Below are 18,169 nucleotides of genomic sequence, written 5' to 3'. Positions count from 1 at the left end.
CCGAACGCCCGGCTGGCATCACCCGATTTGGAGACGGCAAAGTTGACGCATGAGCTTTTCGCGCCGGTGCCGCATGGACGAACTGCGGACGAGGTCATCCTGCAGATCGAGAGCCTGATCTTGAACGGCGTGCTGCGCGACGGCGGTCGCCTGCCGGGCGAACGTGAGCTGGCGCAGCGGTTCGACGTTTCCCGACCGATCCTGAGAGAGGCGCTGAAAGAGCTGGAGGCACGCGGGCTACTCATCAGCCAGCATGGCGGCGGCACCTATGTGGCCGATATCGTCGGCCAAATCTTCTCGCCGCCGCTGGTCGCGCTGATCCGCCGGCATCAGCGGGCGGTTCACGATTATCTCGAATACCGACGCCAACTCGAAGGCATGACGGCGGAGCTTGCCGCCAGACGGGCGACCGCGACCGACCGGCAACTCATCGAACGCATCCTGGAGACGATGCGCGACGCTCATCGGGACGGGCGTTTCGAGGACGAGCTGACATCCGACGTCGAATTTCACAATGCCGTCGGCGATGCGGCGCATAATATCGTCCTGATGCACACGCTCAGAGCCTGCTACCGGTTGCTCAGCGACGGAATCTTTTATAACCGCCGCGTCATCTTCAATGTCGGCGGCGCCCATGATGCCGTGATGACCCAACACGAGGCGATCGGGCGGGCGATCCTGGATGGCGACCCCTCCAGGGCCAGACAGGCTGCGGAAGACCATATCGACTTCATTTCCAAGGTCACCGACGAGGCCGAACGTACCGGCGAATGGAGCCGGATCGCAGAACTCAGGATGATGCAGACCAAGATTTGAGGCCGCCCCCTACGGATAGCCGGACGTCATGCACAATTACAATTGAACACCTGTGCAAATTTCTATTGACGTGAAACTTGGTGGCCTCACAATGGTCATTGCTTCCGGGGTCGTTATCCACCGTGATTCTTCCCAAAAAAGTCGCTAGGGGTCGTTAATCCTCGCGCAAGCATTATATTAGTAAATTACCATTTGCTGGAGGACTAAACAGAAATTGGGCTTGATGGATCGGGTTACGAGCAATCTTCGGTTGATGTTGCAGCGGCCGCCGCGGCAGCAATACGCTGCGCTTTGCTACCGGATAAAAAAGAAGCCGGGACAACTCGAGGTTCTCGTCGCGACCAGCCGCGATACCGGCCGCTGGGTCGTGCCGAAGGGCTGGCCGATGACCGACAAGAAAGCTCACCAGGTCGCCGAACGCGAAGCGTTCGAAGAGGTCGGCGTCAAGGGCAGGGTGGAAAAGGAACCACTCGGTTTCTATCACTATCGCAAGACCCTCGATAACGGCCTGAAGATTCCCGTGCGGGTGCAGGTCCACGCGCTCGAAGTGGACGAATGCCTGAAAAGCTACCCGGAAAAGGGCTCTCGGACACTAGAATGGGTTTCCTGTGAAGAGGCCGCGATGCGCGTCAACGAACCGGAACTGAAGATTCTCTTCCTGCAGTTCGCCGAACGAATGCAGCCGCGCGTTCCGCAGCTTGCAATCAAGGCTGCAAGTTAGAGCGCTTCGAAGCACCTTCACAATTCCGCAATATTGCCTTCGCCTGCGCACGCTATTAAGCGCTAGGCCTTGATTTCTTCCGGGAGGCGGAGACGGCAGGCAGCTCCGTTCTCGCGCCTCACTTTTCACCCAAGGATGGAGATATGGGCCAGAGAAGGCCGCGCCTGGCGAAGCCGACGCTCGACAAGGATCTGGAGAAATTCTCCTCCGTGGAGGAAGCCGCCCGGCAGATGTCGCGCGGGCTTGCCGCTCCGGGAACGGCATTGCTGTTCATCATCCTCGTCGCCATCTTTGCGGCCGCCTATGTCACGGGCAAACCCGGCGCCGTCGTCGTCATCGCCGCCTCCGGCCTTGCCGCCTACATGGCAATGAACATCGGCGCCAATGACGTCACCAACAATATCGGCGCTGCTGTCGGCGCCCGCGCCATGACGATGACCTTCGGTCTCGGGCTGGCTGCGATCTTCGAAGTGGCGGGTGCCGTGCTCGCCGGTCGGGGCGTCGCCAATACGATCGCCAACGGCATCATGGAGGGCGGGATGATCACCAGCCCCGACGTGCTGATATGGGCGATGATGGCGGCACTCCTTTCGGCCGCGGTGCTGATCAATGTCGCGACCTGGCTCGGCGCACCGATTTCCACCACCCATTCGATCGTCGGCGGGGTCATGGGCGCCGGGATCGCTGCCGCCGGACTTTCCGCAGTCAATTGGGCAACGATCGCGGGCATCACGTCAAGCTGGGTCTTTTCGCCGATCCTCGGCGCCGTCATCGCTGCCGCCTTCCTGTTCTTCGTCAAGGAAGCCATCATCTACCGCGAGGACAAGATCGCCGCGGCCAAGAAATGGGTGCCGGTGCTGATCGGCCTGATGACCGGCGCCTTTGCAGGCTATCTGGCGCTGCTCGGGCTGGGGGAACTGGTGGACGTGTCGGCGCCGGTTGCAACGCTGATCGCCCTCCTGACGGGGCTCGCCGCCTGGCGCCTGCTGATCCCGGTGATCGCCCGGCAGGCCGAAGGGCTCGAAAATCGCAATCAGTCGCTTCGCACGCTCTTCCGTATTCCGCTCATCCTTTCTGCGGCGCTGCTCTCGTTCGCGCATGGTGCCAATGACGTTTCCAACGCCATCGGTCCGCTTGCGGCGATCGTTTCCGCGGCGCAAAGGGGCATCTCGGCAGGCGTGCGTATTCCGCTCTGGGAACTCGTCATTGGCGGCCTCGGCATTTCGCTCGGCCTGCTGCTCTATGGCCCGAAGCTGGTCCGGCTGGTCGGCGCAGAGATCACCAAGCTCAATCCGATGCGCGCCTATTGCGTCTCTCTGTCGACGGCACTGACGGTGATCGTCGCCTCCTGGATCGGCCTGCCGGTCTCCTCGACCCATATTGCCGTCGGTGCGGTGTTCGGCGTCGGCTTCTTCCGCGAATGGTATACCCGCCATTCCCGACGCCGCTTCGAATACATGCGGGTGCGGGCCGGCAAGGACCTCGATACCACCGAGCCCTTCGAGCGCAATGACGACGAGCTGAAACGGCGTTACCTGGTGCGGCGCTCGCATTTCTTGAGCATCATCGCGGCGTGGATGATCACCCTTCCGGCGGCCGCAACCCTTGCGGCGCTGATCGCCACGGCTATGTTCGCGCTGTTCGTCTAAAGCGTCGGGATCTTTCAGATTCGCCCGTGACGCTTTAGGATATGCTCTGGGTTTCGAGGTTTCCATGCGCGCCAATTTCCGGATGCAGAGGCTGTTCATCGAGGCGCCGCTCGGCGCCGGTGCACGCCATGAGGTGTCGTCGGAGCAGTTCAACTATCTCGCCAACGTGCTGAGGATGGAGGAAGGTTCGGCGATCCTGCTCTTCAATGGCCGCGACGGTGAATGGAAGGCGAAAATTACCTATCCGACCCGCAAGAAGATCGTGCTGGAAGCGATCGAGGAAACCCGGCCTCAGCCGCCGGCCTCCGACCTGCATTACCTCTTCGCGCCGCTGAAGGTCGGCCGTCTCGACTACCTGGTGCAGAAGGCTGTCGAGATGGGCGCAGGGTTCATCCAGCCGGTCATGACCCAGCATGTGCAGGGCAAGATCACCAGCATGGACCGGCTTCAGGCGAATGTGGTGGAGGCTGCCGAGCAGTGCGGCATTTTGTCGGTGCCGGAGGTCGCGCCGCCGAAGAAGCTCGGCGACCTGCTCGACACCTGGCCCCACGATCGGCGCATCATCTTCTGTGACGAAGGCGACGAGGGCCAGAACCCGCTGCCGATCCTCTCGGCGATCAAGGAGAGCAAGCTGGCGCTGCTGGTCGGCCCGGAAGGCGGATTTTCGGAAGAGGAACGGGAAAGGCTGCGTTCGCTTTCCTTCGTCACCGCGATCCCGCTCGGACCCCGGATCCTCAGGGCGGATACGGCCGCGGTCGCAGCGCTTGCGGTCATCCAGGCAGCGGTCGGCGACTGGCGGTGACCCGCTTGACATGAGGGTCTTGAAATTCTGAATCTATCTTGAAAGAAATTCACTTGCAGCGCACATCAATCCGGTCCAATCAGCCGGTTATCCGTCCAGATCAGGCATTCCGAGCAAGGTAATTTTCATGGCCCGCGATACGACCGACCAGACACCGCTGACCTCGGTGTCCGAGCTTTCCGCCTACCTGGCGAAGGGGCCGCGGCCGAGGCAAGATTTCCGCATCGGCACCGAGCATGAAAAATTCGCCTTTTTCCGGGGGGACAACAGCCCGGTTCCCTATTTCGGCGATGCCAGCATCTCCGCGCTGCTGAAAGGCATGGAAGCCAAACTCGGCTGGGAGCCGATCATGGACGGCGAGAACATCATCGGGCTTGCCGAACATTCCGGCATGGGCGCGATCTCGATCGAACCCGGCGGCCAGTTCGAGCTTTCCGGTGCACCGGTCGAGACCATTCACCAGACCTGTCGGGAATCGAACCAGCACCTCGCTGTTCTGCGCGAGATCGCCGAACCGATGGGCATCCGTTTTCTCGGCGTCGGCGGCAGCCCGAAATGGAGCCTGGCGGAGACCCCGCGCATGCCGAAATCCCGTTACGACATCATGACGCGCTACATGCCGAAGGTCGGCTCCAAGGGCCTCGACATGATGTACCGTACCTGCACGATCCAGGTGAATCTCGACTTCTCCTCGGAGGAGGACATGGCCGCCAAGATGCGGGTGTCGATGAAGCTGCAGTCGATCGCAACCGCGCTGTTTGCCTCTTCCCCCTTCACCGAAGGCAAGCCGAACGGGCTCCTCTCCTGGCGCGGCGACATCTGGCGCGACACGGACAACCAGCGCTCCGGCGTGCTGCCCTTCGTGTTCAGACCCGATTTCGGGTTTACCGACTACGTGGAATGGGCACTGGACGTGCCGATGTATTTCGTCGTTCGCGACGGCAAGTATCACGACTGCACGCATGTCACCTTCCGCCAGTTCATGAACGGCGCGCTGAAAGGCGAGGTCAAGGACTGGGAACCGACGATGGGCGACTGGACCAACCACCTTTCCACCCTCTTCCCCGACGTTCGCCTGAAGCGCTTCCTCGAAATGCGCGGGGCCGATGGCGGCCCGTGGCGGCGGATCTGCGCGCTGCCGGCCTTCTGGGTCGGCCTGCTCTATGACGACACGGCGCTTGCCGACGCCGAAACGCTGACGGCCGACTGGACGGTCGAAGATGTCATCGCCATGCGCGATGCCGTGCCGGCGAAGGGCCTGAAGGCCGAGATCAAGGGCCAGTCGGTGCTCGACGTCGCCCGCGAGGCGGTGGCGATCTCCAAGGCGGGTTTGAGGGCGCGGGCACGGCTGAACGGCGAAAGCCAGGACGAAAGCATCTTCCTGCAACCGCTCGACGAGGTGCTCGCCAAGAAGACGACCATGGCGGACGACATGCTGTCTCTCTACCACGGCCGCTGGAACGGTTCGGTCGAGCCGGTGTTCGAGGAATACCAATACTGAGGGGCGATTGAGATCGGTTCTAAAAACCGGTTTCCGTTCAGCACTTTCCGGATATAGTGGTGCATCACCCGAACCGGAAAGGATTCTCCATGCTGCCACTGTTCGACATGATGCTCAGAGCTCAGGACGGCGCAGGCATGGAGGCGATCGCCAAGCAGTTCAACCTGGCTCAGGAACAGGCTACCCAGGCCATGGCAGCGCTGATGCCCGCCTTTTCCTCCGGGTTCAAGCGCACCAGCGCCAATCCTTACGACCTCACCTCGCTGATGAATAGCATGGTGTCGGGCGCCTATGCCAAATATTTCGAGGACCTGACCAAGGCTTTTACACCGCAAGGCACGACGGACGGCAATGCCGTGCTCGAAAAGCTGTTCGGCTCGAAGGAAGTCTCCCGCGCGATCGCGGCGCAGGCCGAACAACTCACAGGGATCGGCCAGGAAGTCTTCAAGAAGATGATGCCGGCCATGGCCGACACATTGATGGGCGGGCTGTTCAAACAGATGACCGGGCAGATGACCGGCGCCAACGAGGCGTTTACCGCCTCCCCGATGGGCCAGATGCAACAGCAATGGCTCGAAAGCATGGGCCTGCAGCCGAAGGCGAAACCGCAGACGGCCGCCAACCCTTTCGACAACCCCTTTGCCCAGGCAATGCGTTCCATGTGGGGCCTCGACAAGCCGGAACAGCCTCAACCTTCGAGCGCCAACCCGTTCGCCGACAATCCCTTCACCAAGGCCTTCCAGGACATGATGGGGGGCGCCTTCCCGAACCAGAGCCCCTCGGCCGCTGCACCCGCACCGGAAAAACCTAAGGAAGCACCCGCGGCCGAACCCAATCCCTATCGCGACGTGCTGAACAACATGTTCGACAGCGGGCTTGAAGTGCAGAAGAGCTACCAGAAGAACATGGAAGCGATCTTCGACACCTATCTGCGCAATGGCACAGGCGCCAATGCCGAAGCGGTGCCTGCCGCTCCAAAGCCGTCCAAATAAAAAAAGCCCGGCACGGATCGACCGGCCGGGCAAGCAGCAGGGCTATTGGCTATCACCCTGCGGGGAAAAGGTCAGGCAAGATCAGCGATTGGCCGGTCTTGCAAAGCGGTGCCGCGCACGCTCGCGGGCGGCACGCGACAGAAGCAGAGACGGATCATCCAGCGCGCCCGAATGATTGAGCGCCATCACCACATCATGCCGTGTGATGCCGATATCGTTGAGCTGGCGGTCGTCGAGATCATGGAGGCGATTGCTCGCCAGACGATTGCGAAAGGCACGCCATACGGATTTCGTTCGCAGCACCACGAGGCCAAAGCGGCCATACGCACCGCGCCCTTCGTGAACGAGATCGAGTTCAGTTCCGCAGTCGGTCGTGCTCATGGGTCTATCCTTTTGCAGGCACGAGAAAGGCCATCCCTTCCGCGGAGGTCCGACGGAAGGGCTGCCAAGGTTGGGTGCTCAGGGAATAAGCACCCTTCGATTTTGATTTGCGATCCCCTTATCGCGTAAAATCTATTGATCAGTCCAACGAATGTTTCTAATGGTTAGCATCAAACCCTCTGATGGATGGATGACCTATCATGTCCGCGCCGCTCGATATCGATCAGTTGCATACCTTCATTTCTATCGTGGACACCGGCAGCTTCACCAAGGCTGCCGACCGGGTGTTCAAGACCCAGTCCGCCGTGTCGATGCAGATGCGCCGTCTCGAGGAACGGATCGGCAAGCAGCTGTTCGCCAAGGATGGCCGCGGCAACCGGCTGACTGCCGAGGGCGAGAAGCTGCTGAATTACGCGCGGCGCATCATCCGCCTGAACAACGAGGCGATTGCCGCCTTCGACGACAACCGTCTCGAGGGCACGCTGCGCATCGGCACGCCGGACGACTATGCCGACCGCTACATGCCGGAGATCATCGGCCGCTTTGCCAAGACCCATCCGAATGTCGAGCTCTATATCGTCTGCGAGCCGTCGGTCAGCCTTGCGGAAAAGATGGCGCGCGGGGAGCTGGATATCGCGCTCGTCACGCACAATCCGCGACAGAGGATTTCCGACGTGGTGCGCACCGAGCCGCTCTGCTGGGTCGGCTCGGCCAACCATCCGCTGAAGGACGACGCGCCTGTGCCGCTCGCGGTCGGCCGCCGCGATTGCCTGTGGCGGCAGCTCGCCTGTTCGGCGCTCGATGCGGACGGACGCGAATACCAGGTCCTGTTCACGAGCTGGTCCTCGACCGTCGTCGCCGCGGCCGTGCTTGCCGGCATGGCCGTCTCGGTGCTGCCGGAATCGGCGCTGCGCACCGGCATGAAGGTGCTGTCCTCCGCCGATGGTTTTCCGCCGCTGCCTCCGGTTCAGATCGGCCTGATGAAGCGGCCGGGGCTTTCACCGTCACTGATGAACGCCATCACCGACCACATCACCGCCTGCCTCGACAACATCTCGCCGGCGGTGATGCCCGACGATCTCGATGGAGAGGCCAAAGCATTCCAGCGCATGCCGCGGGCCAGGGCCGGCTCGGTGATGCCAGGGTGGTAAAGGACTAGCCGCCAAGCCCTTGGCGGCTATCAGGAATGCTTGTGAGCGTTGACGTAAGCACGAAGAACGTTCTACATCTTCGTAAGGTGCCCCATCCTGCCCAACTTCTTTTGAAATTGGAAGGAGGAGGCAATACCCTCTCCCGCCACGACTATTAGAGGCCGCCACCGGGATAGTTCGGGCTCTCGCGGGTGATCGTCACGTCATGCGCATGGCTTTCGCGCAGGCCGGCGCCGGAGATGCGCACGAAGGTGGCGCGCTCCTGGAATTCCTTGAGATTGGCGCCGCCGACATACCCCATGGCCGCCTTCAGACCGCCGCCGAGCTGGTGCAGCACGCCGGAGACCGGACCCTTGTAGGGGACCTGGCCCTCGATGCCTTCGGGAACCAGCTTCAGCGTGTCGCGCACTTCCGCCTGGAAGTAGCGGTCGGCCGAGCCGCGCGCCATGGCGCCTACCGAGCCCATGCCACGATAGGCTTTGAACGAGCGGCCCTGGTAGAGATAGACTTCGCCGGGGCTTTCGTCGGTGCCGGCCAGCAGCGAACCGATCATCACGGCGGATGCGCCGGCGGCAATCGCCTTGGCGAGGTCGCCCGAGAACTTGATGCCGCCGTCGGCGATGACGGGAATGTCCTGCGCGCGCGCCGCTTCGACGGCCGACATGATCGCTGCAAGCTGCGGCACGCCGACGCCGGCGACGATGCGGGTGGTGCAGATCGAGCCCGGGCCGATACCGACCTTGACCGCATCCGCGCCGGCATCGATCAGCGCCTTGGTGCCGTCGGAGGTCGCGACATTGCCGGCCATGACACGCACGTGGTTGGAGATGCGCTTGACGCGGGTGACGGCGTCGAGCACGCGCTGCGAATGGCCGTGGGCGGTATCGACGACCAGGAGATCGACGCCTGCCTCGATGAGACGTTCGGCGCGCTCGAAACCATCGTCGCCGACGCTGATCGCGGCAGCGGCCCGAAGGCGCCCTTGCGCATCCTTGGAGGCATTGGGGTTGAGCTGAGACTTCTCGATGTCCTTGACGGTGATCAGGCCGACGCAGCGGCCTTCGCCATCCACCACCAGCAGCTTCTCGATGCGGTGCTTGTGCAGTAGGCGCTTGGCTTCCGTCTGATCGACACTGCTTTCCTTGACCGTGATCAGGTTCTCGCGGGTCATCAGCTCGTAGATCTTCTGAGCCGGATCCGAGGCAAAACGGACGTCGCGGTTGGTGAGAATACCGACCAGCCGGCCCGGCACATGGCCGCCACCGTTCTCGACCACCGGAATGCCGGAGATGCTATAGGATTTCATTAGCGACAGCGCCTCGGCCAGCGTCGCATCCGGGCCGATCGTCACCGGGTTGACGACCATGCCGCTTTCGAACTTCTTGACCTGGCGAACCTGTTCGGCCTGTTCGACCGGGGTCAGGTTACGGTGGATGACACCGATGCCGCCTGCCTGCGCCATGGCGATGGCAAGCCGGCTTTCCGTCACTGTGTCCATGGCCGAGGAGATGATCGGCAGGTTGAGTTCGATATCCTGGGCGATGGTCGTGGCGATATTCGTCTGGCCCGGCATGACTTCGGAATGGCCGGGCTGCAGGAGCACGTCGTCGAAGGTAAGCGCATCTGCGCCGGTTGCGGTTTCAATGATGCGTGCCATTGCCAAATTCCTTCGATCTAGAAAATGCGGGATGCGCTCAGGAACGACTCTATACGTCCCGACGCTCCGGCAACAATTGCTTGGAAGTTGGCGAGGGCTGGTAACACGTTCATGACAAGAAGGGAATAGCAAAAACCCGAGAGAGGCTTCTCCCGGGTTTCGATCGGTTTTCAACAACAATCAGATGTCGAACTGATAGCTCTTCGGCACGAAACGGTAGCCGGTGCCTTGCTTTTCGACGAAACCGACCGCCGGGAAGGGCATGTGATAGCCGAGGAAGGCGACCTTGTCCGTGGCGATCATGTCGAGGACCTTCTTGCGGGTGGCCGCTCCCTGCGCCTTGTCCATGTCGAAACGCACCTCCCATTCGGGCCGCTGAAGCGACAGGACGTAGTGGTTGACCGTATCGGCGGCGAGGATCAGGCGCTTGCCTTGCGATTCGATATTGAAATTCAGCATGCCGGGCGTATGGCCCGGCGCCAACATGGCGGTGATGCCGGAAACCACTTCGCCGCCATCCTTCAGGAAGGTCATCTTTTCGGCAAGCGGCTTCACATTGGCGAGCACGCTCTTCTGGTTGCCTTCCGCCGGCGTGCCGGCGCGGGCGGCATCGGTCCAGAAGTCGTATTCCACCTGGCCCGTGATATAACGCGCTTTCGGGAAGGCCGGCTTGCCGTCTTCCATGAGGCCTCCGATATGGTCGCCATGCATGTGGGTGATGACGACGATCGAGATATCCTCCGGCATGTAGCCAGCGGCTGCCAATCCTTCGATCAGGCGTCCGACGCCCTGGGCGCGGCCCGGTTTGCCGAGACCGGTATCAAACAGGATCACGTTGCTGCCGGTATCGATCAGCGTCGGTGAAAAACTGTTGACGAACTGGTCCGTCGGCAGAAAGTTCTGGGTCAGAAGCGCTGCGAGCGTTTCGGGCGGCTGGTTGAGGCCGAAGGTTTCGCCGGGAGCACCGGAAGGGCGGGCACCGTCCTTCACCGCCAGAACCTGGAAACCGCCGAGCTTGAACTTGTGGATATCCGGCGGGGTCACATGATCAATTGCCAATTTCTGCGTCTCCTGGGCAAAAGCCCCGGCATTGATGATCGCCGGAGCGGCGAGAATGCCCAAACCGGCTGTGCCGATAAGGGTGCGCCGTCCGATACCTGAATTCGTCATGATGTCGCTGCCTCCTGGAATTGTGCCGGACCGTCAAAATCGGGTCCTATCCGGTGGAACATAACCGTGCTCCCTGCCGAGGAAATCCGATCTCACGCAGACGTGACCCAAAATCGGAAATGGTGAGATTCCGCAATTGGCAGACGGGCCCAAGAGGTCTATGGACGGGCCGATTCCCGCCATTGCAGGCACCCCATGAACCGCATCGTTCCGCTCATTCTCGCCGTCGCCCTTTTCATGGAGCAGATGGATTCAACCGTCATTGCGACCGCGCTTCCGGCGATCGCCGCCGACCTCAATGTAGGGCCGATCACGCTCAAACTGGCACTGACCTCCTACATGGTGGCGCTCGCCATGTTCATCCCGATCAGCGGCTGGATGGCGGACCGCTTCGGCGCCAAGAAGATCTTTCGCGTCGCGATCCTCGTTTTTGTCGTCGGTTCGATCTGCTGCGCGTTCTCCTCCGACCTCCTCCAGTTCGTGCTGTCGCGCTTCCTGCAGGGCATGGGCGGAGCGATGATGACGCCGGTCGCGCGCCTGGTTCTGTTGCGCACCACCAAGCGCAGCGAACTCGTCTCGGCGATGGCGCTGCTGACCATCCCGGCGCTGGTCGGGCCCCTCACCGGGCCACCGATCGGCGGTTTCATCACCACCTATTTCACCTGGCACTGGATCTTCCTGATCAACGTGCCGGTCGGCCTGCTCGGCATCTATCTCTCGACCATCTTCCTGCCGGAAATCGAGGCCACCAACCCGCCTTCGATCGACTGGTGGGGGTTCTTCCTGACCTCGGTCACCGCGGCCGGCACGGTCTTCGGGCTTTCCGTCGTCGGCCTTCCGGCGCTGCCGCCGGCCATCGGCATCACGGCGACGGCACTCGGACTCGCGGCCGGCGTCGCCTATGTCGTCCATGCGCGCAGTCACCCCGCGCCGATCCTCAACCTGGGGCTCTTCAAGGACGACGCGTTCCGGGCCGCCAGCAGCAGCGGCACGCTGTTCCGCATCTCGACAGGCGCCATTCCATTCCTGATGCCGCTGATGCTGCAGCTCGGTTTCGGCCTCAACCCTTTCCAGTCCGGCCTTATCACGTTCGCGGGCGCGCTCGGCGCACTGATCGTGAAGTTCGCGGCGCGCCGCGTCTTTGCCATGACCGGCTTCAAGATGACGCTGATCGTCTCGGGCGTGCTCGGTGCGGCGACAACGGCGGCAAACGGCTTTTTCACGCCGGGAACCTCCCACGCCCTGATCATCGCCTTCCTGCTGATGTCGGGCTTCTGCCGTTCCTTCTTCTTCACCGGCTCGAATGCGCTCAGCTATTCCGAGATCAGCGACGAGCAGGCGAGCCAGGCGACCTCGATCGCCTCCGTCCTGCAGCAGATCAGCATGGCCCTCGGCGTCGCCTTCGCGGCCTTCATTCTCGAAGCCTCGGCGGCGGTCACCGGCACCCATCTACAGCTCTTTGACTTCCACCTGGCCTTCTTCCTGGTGGCTGCCCTTTCGCTTTTGGCCGTCGTGCCGCTGCTGAAGCTGGACCCGATGACGGGTGCTGCCGTTTCCGGCCACCGGGCCGGCAGGATCCAGCCGGAAGCCGGCGAGTAATCAGGCCCGATTATCCAGCTCGGAATCTTCAGCTTCGGCATATTCCACGTCCGCATCCTCCACCTCGGATTCCTCCATCTCGGACTCCAGGGCAACCTCGCCTGCCCTGCGGCCTTTGAAATGCTTGGCGAGCAGGAACATCTCGACCGATTCCTGGCGCGAGGCGCCCGGCTTCACGTGGATGACCTGTTTGAAATTCTGCTTCAGCATGTTGAGCAGGTCGCGCTCGGTGCCGCCCTGGAAGGTCTTGGCCAGGAAATGGCCGCCCTCGCCCAGCACTTCGACGGCGAAATACGCCGCCACCTCGCACAGATGCATGGTGCGCAGGTGATCGGTCTTCTGATGGCCGGTGGTCGGAGCCGCCATGTCCGAGATGACCACGTCCGGCGTGCCGCCGATCGCCTCCATCAACAGGCGCGGTGCTTCCGGATCGAGGAAGTCGAGCTGCAGGATCTTGACGCCGGCGAGCGGTGCCATTTCCAGGAAATCGATTGCCGCGACACGGATATCATCGTCGGTGGAACCGGTGACATTGGCGGCGATCTGCGACCAGCTTCCCGGAGCCGCGCCCAGATCGATGATCCGGCGGGCGCCTTTCAGGATCTGATGTTTCTCGTCGATCTCCAGAAGCTTGAAGGCCGCGCGGGCGCGATATCCTTCGAGCTTGGCACGCTGGACATAGGGGTCGTTGATATGACGCTCGAGCCAGCGCCGCGACGACGCCTTGAGCTTGCCCTTCTTGACCTTCTGGCCGAGCTTGCGGCCGGTGCGATTGCCGCTGCCCGGGGATCTGGAGGGTGGTTTCGTCATCGCCTTGCTCCCGCCTCATCCTGCCCGCCGGCACCTTGACCGCCCGCCTGGCGGCGCGGCCGCACCCGGCGCCACACGCCGTCGTCGGCCATCATGTCCGTCAACAGGCCCTCGCGCAGGCCCCGATCGGCGACCCGCATGCGCTGGCTCGGCCAACGGCGGCGGATCGCTTCCAGAATGGCGCAGCCGGCGAGCACCAGATCAGCCCGGTCCGGACCGATGCAGGGGTTGGCGGCACGGCCGGCAAAATCCCAGGACAGAAGTTTTGCCTGCATGGCGGAGACTTCCGCATCCGACAGCCAGAGCCCATCGACCTTGCGGCGATCGTAGCGCGGCAGGTCGAGATGCACGCCGGCAAGCGTAGTCACCGTTCCCGACGTCCCGATCAGATGGAAATCCTCGGCACCCTGGCGGCGGAAGGCCGCAAGCGGCGGGCAATCGAAACCGGCCAGCATGCCTTCGACTTCCGTCACCATGGCGCTGAAGACGTCCGGCGTCACGTCGCGCCCGCCATGCCGTTCCGACAACGTCACAACGCCGACCGGAAGCGAGGTCCAATGGGTGATGTGATTGGCAAGCCGGCTCGAGCGGCTGTCATCGATGCGGATGACGGCGATTTCCGACGAACCGCCGCCGATATCGAAGAGAACGACGGATCGTGCCTCGCGGCCGACCAGCGACGAGCATCCCGACACGGCAAGCCGCGCTTCGGTCTCGCGGTCGATGATTTCCAGTTCCAGCCCGGTCTCGGCGATCACCCGTGCCAGGAATTCCTCGCCGTTCTCGGCAGCCCGGCAAGCTTCGGTTGCGATCAGCCGCATGCGGCGGATCGGTCGGTTGGCGAGCTTTGTGGCGCAGATGCGCAGGGCTTCGACGGCGCGGTCCATGGCATCCTGCGACAGCCGGCAGCTGGTGCCGAGCCCTTCGCCGAGACGGACGATCCGCGAAAACGCATCGACGACCCGGAACTGGCCCGGCCTTGTCGGCTGCGCGATCAGCAGGCGGCAGTTGTTGGTGCCGAGGTCGAGCGCGGCATAGAGGTCGTTGACGTAGGAGAATTTTTCGCCGCGCTGCTCCGCAGCCTGGCTTTCGGCTCCGGCTCTGCCGCGAATATCCTTGGAAGAAACCTGGCCCGAACCGGCTGGCGATGGCGCCTTCGCCACGCCGGGCGTCGCCTTGGCAGGCATCAGCGGCCGGCCCTGAAGGCCGCGGCCGCCTCTGTTCTTCTTGCGACGATTGCGCGAGGACGACGACGATTTGGCTGAATGCGGCTGCTGCCCACCCTCGGGGCGCCCCGGAACCTGCTGTGCTGCGGGTGCGGCGTTCGAGCCCTGTACCGGCTGCTGGGCGCCGGCGGATTTCGCACGCCGCCGCTTGCGCTTGCGCGCCGACGAGTTGGGTTCCTGGCTATGGGGACGTCCGGCAGAGGCGGCCGAATCGGCCGCTTCCGAATTGGTTACAGGCGCCGCGTCACGACGTTTGCCGTTCCGCTTCGCCTTCCGACGCCTCGAGGATTTACCCTCTCCGCGCGGTACCGCCGACGCCCCGCCTTCCGGCGGCTTTGCGCCGCTATCGGGGTCCATCACTGTTAAATCCATCTCGCCGCGCAAAGCCTCTTGAAGGTATGCCGCTGGCGTCTGATTGTTTCGTTGGTGCGAAGATAACAGGCGGTGGCGATTTCGCCAACGGCTTTTTGCCGAACCACGTCATCACCCTGTCATCAGCCGGGTTTTGCCCTTTTCCGGGCCGATGACGCGAAAGCCTCCGCGGCGTCAATTTTTTTCGAAATCGGTATTTGCAATCCGCCAGCTTTTGTTTATAAGCGCCGCACACCGGCCGGACCATTTCCCGGCGGCCCCTGCTGGGGAATAGTTCAACGGTAGAACGACGGACTCTGACTCCGTTAATCTTGGTTCGAATCCAGGTTCCCCAGCCAATTCTCCCTAAAAGCCCTTAATTCCTTTATTTTCCAGTCGTGCTGGATATCGTTTTGGCATCATTGGCGACCTGATGCCCAGAACTGTAGCCCACAGGTGATGCCCACGCGAATTATGCGCGGCGGCGTCGCCGGTGGCAGGCAAGGGCAACAACCTCATGGCGGTCCGCCACGACGTCCAAAACCTGACCCGCCGCGGCAATATCTTCTATTGGCGTGCGCGCGTTCCAACAGCCTTCGAGCAATGCCGACCGGGCAGCCGGCTTTCATTGAGCCTTCACTGTTCTGATCATAAGAAAGCGCAGGCGATCGACCGCAAGCTGAACATGCTGGTCGCCGAATTGAAGTTGAAGCAGAAGGAACCCATGTCCAAGGCGCAGCTCCAAAAGCTTTGCGAACACGAACGAGACATGATGCTCATGCATCTGGAAGATGTCTCGATGGTGGCGCGGCGCTATGGCCGTCCCGCCGACATTTCAGAGCTGGAAATGGATCTGGAAAATGGATGGGCCTATCGACTGCTCGGTATGTTTGGCATCACCCATCACCTGACGTTGAAGGACAATTGCCGCGGCTTAGCCTACCTCAGGCAAAACGGGGTTCCCGCCTCCCACGCCTTTGCGATCAACTCGAACTACCTCGAACTTCTCCAAGAGGCGAACTCACGCGGCTTCAAGGAGGGCATTCGAAGATTGATGCACTTCTTCGAAATCAGTTCCCACCCGCTCAACGAGGAAAAGGCAATGAAGGCCTATTTCAGCGGCAGAGCAGAAGCGCTATTCGACGTCGCGGAACGGCATCCCCTCGCCGATCGTGACCTGAGCGAACTCACGGGCGGTCCGGCTTCGACACCACAGCCTGCGTTTATCGAGGTCATCGCACCCTTGAAAACGATGCCGCCATTATTGGAGATCGCAGTTCCCGCCGATGATGTTGTCGAGGCCTCTGCGCCCGAAGTGCCGCCGGTTAGGATGCTCGATCTCACTCCCTCGCCACGGGTCGCTGTCAGTGAGCCAGTTGAGGCAAAGACGCGGCGCGTCATTGCCGTCGCGGATTTCGAATCTGCGTGCGAAGGGCTCGTCAAGAACATGAAGGACGCTTGGGATGAGACGACTGCACGTGACGCTCGCGCGCTCGTTCGCATGTTCAAGGGCGTGCTCGAAGAACACGGAGTTGAACACACGGGGCAGATTACCCAATACCATCTCGGCGAGCTTCGCCAGCACTTCAACGATATTCCCGTTAACTGGGGAAAAAGCGCCAGAATGAGGGCGATGTCGGCGCCCGAGCTTCGCGCTGAGGGCGAGAGGCTGCGCGAGCTTGCCAACGCGGAGGGCAAGAAGGCCCCGAGTGGGCGACGCCGCCGGGCAGGCGGATGATGAAGATGCAGACGACGATATGCGGGCGGCACCGAACACGCTGCTGGCCATGGTGCGCCGCTTCATCAATGTCCGCGAGCTGGATATTGACCTCATCGACAGCGTCAACGCCTTTCAGGAATGCTTCGAGGTGGCCTCGCGCAGCTTCGATGCGCCGCTTCTGTCTCAGGTACAGTCGGCCATGGTGGCCATGCGTGTGCAGATGACGGAAGAGGAAGCACGGACGCTATGGCTCCGGATCAAGCGGTTCCGGGCGCAGGAGGGGCGCGAGCCGAACGTGCATGCCGAAGATGCGCTCGAAAAGCGCATGGCAGAAGCGCTGGCATGGCTCAAGAATCGCAAGGCTCAGATGATGCGGGAGACGGCAAGCTGATGCCCCGCCCGACACTGGAGGAGATCTTTGCAGAGCCAGACGAATTCGGCCTGCTTGCTGTGAAGCTGAAACCGAGGGCGTCATCTTCAGGCAGCAATGGCCTATCAATTCTGAATGATGTGACGCGCTTTTTCGAGCAGCACGGACATCTGCCCGATGCCAACGCATCCAACCACGAAGAGATGCGGCTTGGCACGATCTGGGAAAACCTCGCTAAATCTCCGAGCGACGAGCTTCGTCAAGCGGACAAGCTTGGACTTCTGGCAAGGAAAGAGGAAGTCGTCGAGGTTTCCTGGCGCGATGAGGTTGAAGACGATGACATCCCGGACTCGCTCGATGACATCTTTAACGATGATGGTCTGGATGTTCAGCCGGAGCTGGTTCAGCTCAAACATGTGACGCCGGCCGCGGAACGTCAGGTGCCCGACCACCGGGCGGATTTCATACCCTGCAAGGATTTCGATCAGTTCGCAGGCCTGTTCGAGACCATGCAACAGGCTCTCGATAGCGGCGCACGGGAAGCCACGCTCATTGAGAAATGGGCCATTATCGAGCCTGTCGAAGGCGACTTTTTCATTCGCAGCGGCCTCTTGGCCTATATTGCGGAAAAGAGTGAGAGCACCCAGCGCGGCGGCGCCCGCGATCATCGTCTCCGTGTGATCTTCTCCAACGGCACCGAGAGCGACCCCCTGATGTCGTCGTTCCGTAAGTCCTTGAACGATGACAAGACGGCGCGCGTGATCCAGCGCCTGGGTCTTGGTCCTCTTGATCCGGATTGGGAAACTGACAAGGTCTCCCTGTCCGGCACGATATACGTGGCACGCAGCCTCTCGGAAGAGCCAGCCATCAAACCGCAGCGTGACATTCTCTACAAGATCGGCGTGACATCACAGGATGTCCGGCGTCGCGTAGCCGATGCGCGGAACGATCCGACCTTCCTTCTGGCGCCTGTCGAGATTGTTGCGACCTACGAACTGCAGAACCTGTCGCGTTCCAAGGTCGAGAACTTGCTCCATCGGTTCTTTGACGCGGCAAGGCCCGGAGAACTGTTTATCATTGACCGGTTCGGCAAAAGAATTCGACCGCGCGAATGGTTCTATGTGCTGCCGGAACACGTCGCTCACGCTGCCCAGCTCATCAAGGACGGGCAGCTACATCTGTACCGATATGACCGCGACACGCAGAAGATCGTCAGGAGATCGTAGGCTTGGGGCGCGGAAATTACTTCCTGT

Annotated in this window: 16 protein-coding genes and 1 tRNA gene; 12 read left to right on the top strand and 5 right to left on the bottom strand. The window is 61.8% G+C overall.

What is annotated here, in order from left to right; genetic code table 11:
- Nucleotides 1-42: 42 nt before the first annotated feature.
- The 6 genes from J2857_RS14305 to J2857_RS14280 all read left to right on the top strand — a co-directional run bounded on the left by J2857_RS14305 (nucleotide 43) and on the right by J2857_RS14280 (nucleotide 6,481).
- Nucleotides 43-816: a FadR/GntR family transcriptional regulator gene (locus J2857_RS14305; protein ID WP_210010798.1), complete on the top strand. Its 774-nt coding sequence runs from the start codon at nucleotides 43-45 to the stop codon at nucleotides 814-816.
- A gap of 214 nt (nucleotides 817-1,030) precedes the next feature.
- A complete protein-coding gene (locus tag J2857_RS14300) occupies nucleotides 1,031-1,537 on the top strand; it encodes an NUDIX hydrolase (protein WP_210010797.1) in 507 nt (168 codons plus the stop codon).
- 143 nt (nucleotides 1,538-1,680) lie between these two features.
- Entirely contained in the window at nucleotides 1,681-3,186 is a 1,506-nt protein-coding gene (locus J2857_RS14295; protein ID WP_210010796.1) for an inorganic phosphate transporter, read from the top strand.
- 64 nt (nucleotides 3,187-3,250) lie between these two features.
- Nucleotides 3,251-3,988: a 16S rRNA (uracil(1498)-N(3))-methyltransferase gene (locus J2857_RS14290; protein ID WP_210010795.1), complete on the top strand. Its 738-nt coding sequence runs from the start codon at nucleotides 3,251-3,253 to the stop codon at nucleotides 3,986-3,988.
- A 127-nt stretch (nucleotides 3,989-4,115) separates the two neighbouring features.
- Nucleotides 4,116-5,489 carry a glutamate--cysteine ligase gene (locus J2857_RS14285; protein WP_210010794.1) on the top strand — a complete coding sequence of 458 codons (1,374 nt, stop codon included), beginning with the start codon at nucleotides 4,116-4,118 and terminating at the stop codon, nucleotides 5,487-5,489.
- An 89-nt stretch (nucleotides 5,490-5,578) separates the two neighbouring features.
- A complete protein-coding gene (locus J2857_RS14280) occupies nucleotides 5,579-6,481 on the top strand; it encodes a DUF937 domain-containing protein (protein ID WP_210010793.1) in 903 nt (300 codons plus the stop codon).
- Between the two features lie 81 nt (nucleotides 6,482-6,562).
- On the opposite strand, the gene J2857_RS14275 is transcribed toward J2857_RS14280, so the two are convergent.
- Entirely contained in the window at nucleotides 6,563-6,862 is a 300-nt protein-coding gene (locus J2857_RS14275; protein WP_051904147.1) for a DUF1127 domain-containing protein, read from the bottom strand.
- A 200-nt stretch (nucleotides 6,863-7,062) separates the two neighbouring features.
- Between J2857_RS14275 and J2857_RS14270 the strand changes: the two genes are divergently transcribed.
- A complete protein-coding gene (locus J2857_RS14270; RefSeq protein ID WP_210010792.1) occupies nucleotides 7,063-8,013 on the top strand; it encodes a LysR substrate-binding domain-containing protein in 951 nt (316 codons plus the stop codon).
- Nucleotides 8,014-8,167: 154 nt separating this feature from the next.
- Here the strand turns inward: J2857_RS14270 and guaB are convergent, their stop codons facing one another.
- Together guaB and J2857_RS14260 are read right to left on the bottom strand one after the other, a co-directional pair.
- Complete coding sequence (gene guaB, locus J2857_RS14265) at nucleotides 8,168-9,670, bottom strand: IMP dehydrogenase (RefSeq protein ID WP_210010791.1); 1,503 nt, start codon at nucleotides 9,668-9,670, stop codon at nucleotides 8,168-8,170.
- A gap of 180 nt (nucleotides 9,671-9,850) precedes the next feature.
- A complete protein-coding gene (locus J2857_RS14260) occupies nucleotides 9,851-10,840 on the bottom strand; it encodes an MBL fold metallo-hydrolase (RefSeq protein WP_210010790.1) in 990 nt (329 codons plus the stop codon).
- 195 nt (nucleotides 10,841-11,035) lie between these two features.
- Here J2857_RS14260 and J2857_RS14255 point away from each other — a divergent pair, with 195 nt between their 5' ends.
- Entirely contained in the window at nucleotides 11,036-12,439 is a 1,404-nt protein-coding gene (locus tag J2857_RS14255; RefSeq protein WP_210010789.1) for an MDR family MFS transporter, read from the top strand.
- Here J2857_RS14255 and J2857_RS14250 read toward each other — a convergent pair whose 3' ends face one another.
- Both J2857_RS14250 and J2857_RS14245 read right to left on the bottom strand, forming a co-directional pair.
- Entirely contained in the window at nucleotides 12,440-13,249 is an 810-nt protein-coding gene (locus tag J2857_RS14250; protein WP_210010788.1) for an RlmE family RNA methyltransferase, read from the bottom strand. It lies immediately after the preceding gene.
- A complete protein-coding gene (locus J2857_RS14245) occupies nucleotides 13,246-14,832 on the bottom strand; it encodes a Ppx/GppA phosphatase family protein (RefSeq protein WP_245363339.1) in 1,587 nt (528 codons plus the stop codon). The genes J2857_RS14250 and J2857_RS14245 overlap by 4 nt, the downstream gene beginning before the upstream one ends.
- Nucleotides 14,833-15,111: 279 nt before the next feature.
- Between J2857_RS14245 and J2857_RS14240 the strand changes: the two genes are divergently transcribed.
- The 4 genes from J2857_RS14240 to J2857_RS14225 all read left to right on the top strand — a co-directional run bounded on the left by J2857_RS14240 (nucleotide 15,112) and on the right by J2857_RS14225 (nucleotide 18,142).
- A tRNA-Gln gene (locus J2857_RS14240) sits at nucleotides 15,112-15,185 on the top strand.
- Between the two features lie 134 nt (nucleotides 15,186-15,319).
- The gene (locus tag J2857_RS14235) at nucleotides 15,320-16,564 is read left to right on the top strand and encodes a DUF6538 domain-containing protein (protein ID WP_245363338.1); all 1,245 of its coding nucleotides are present in this window, start codon (nucleotides 15,320-15,322) and stop codon (nucleotides 16,562-16,564) included.
- On the top strand, nucleotides 16,536-16,937 hold the full coding sequence (locus J2857_RS14230) for a hypothetical protein (protein ID WP_210010786.1): 402 nt from the start codon (nucleotides 16,536-16,538) through the stop codon (nucleotides 16,935-16,937). The genes J2857_RS14235 and J2857_RS14230 overlap by 29 nt, the downstream gene beginning before the upstream one ends.
- Nucleotides 16,889-18,142 (top strand): GIY-YIG nuclease family protein, encoded by a 1,254-nt coding sequence (locus tag J2857_RS14225; RefSeq protein ID WP_210010785.1) that lies wholly within the window; start codon nucleotides 16,889-16,891, stop codon nucleotides 18,140-18,142. Before J2857_RS14230 ends, J2857_RS14225 begins: the two co-directional genes overlap by 49 nt.
- The last annotated feature ends 27 nt before the right edge of the window (nucleotides 18,143-18,169 follow it).

It is taken from the genome of Neorhizobium galegae (assembly GCF_017877055.1).
GTDB lineage: Bacteria > Pseudomonadota > Alphaproteobacteria > Rhizobiales > Rhizobiaceae > Neorhizobium > Neorhizobium galegae_D.
The sequence above is the reverse complement of the archived record's forward strand: the minus strand, read 5'-3'. Positions and strand labels throughout refer to the sequence as shown.